Genomic DNA, 654 nt, shown 5'->3' on the forward strand with positions numbered 1-654 from the left:
GGCATTTGTTACATACCCACCACAGGGCATTAGTTCTTTATTTTTTTGATGATATGTACAAAATCAGTGGTTAGGAATAATCTTAGAAACCTTAACAAACACATACAAAAACAGCGGTTATGTTTCATCTCACCACAATAAGTAACGACAGTATCATGCTAAAAAAAGATGACATTATCTTTATGAAATCATAACAGGCTGTTTTTATTAAATTAATCAGGCATTTATGGACTGGATTTCACTTGCTATCGCCATTGCGCTACTTGTTGTAGCTGTCTACTCAGGAATCTCATACTTCAGAGAAAAAAAGCAATCAGTCGTGTATTTAGGAGTAAGCGATAGCGCCCTATTTACCATAATCCCTTCTTACGCGCACCGCGAAAACGGCCTCAGGGCGTTTCTGGCAGGAAACCGGTAAAACAGGCAACAAACCACCCGAAAACCCGCCAGAAACGCGCAGGCTCTGTTTTTACGGCATGCATGAGTATGCGCGCAAGTGCATAGCGCGGAAATTCACGCAACTCAGCCGGGGTAAGTCCTGTTTCCGGCATTCTTCCCACCCGAAAACGGTGAACGGGAACGCAATTTATTGCGTGGCCGTGAGGCGTTGCCGGCACAGCCGGAAAAACCGTTTTCAGCACGTTCAGGAAGGGG

General features: G+C 44.6%; 2 protein-coding genes. One reads left to right on the forward strand and one right to left on the reverse strand.

Annotation, left to right across the window (positions count from 1 at the left end; all coding sequences use genetic code 11):
- Window positions 1–226 precede the first annotated feature (226 nt).
- Window positions 227–418, forward strand: coding sequence for a small membrane protein (locus HHU12_RS36045; protein ID WP_205960097.1), 192 nt, complete (start codon window positions 227–229; stop codon window positions 416–418).
- On the opposite strand, the gene HHU12_RS35225 is transcribed toward HHU12_RS36045, so the two are convergent.
- Window positions 390–654, reverse strand: a 265-nt coding sequence (locus tag HHU12_RS35225) for a hypothetical protein (RefSeq protein WP_205960098.1), incomplete at its 5' end; no start/stop codon positions are given. The genes HHU12_RS36045 and HHU12_RS35225 overlap by 29 nt on opposite strands.

Source organism: Flammeovirga aprica JL-4 (assembly GCF_012844305.1).
GTDB classification, from domain to species: Bacteria; Bacteroidota; Bacteroidia; order Cytophagales; family Flammeovirgaceae; genus Flammeovirga; species Flammeovirga aprica.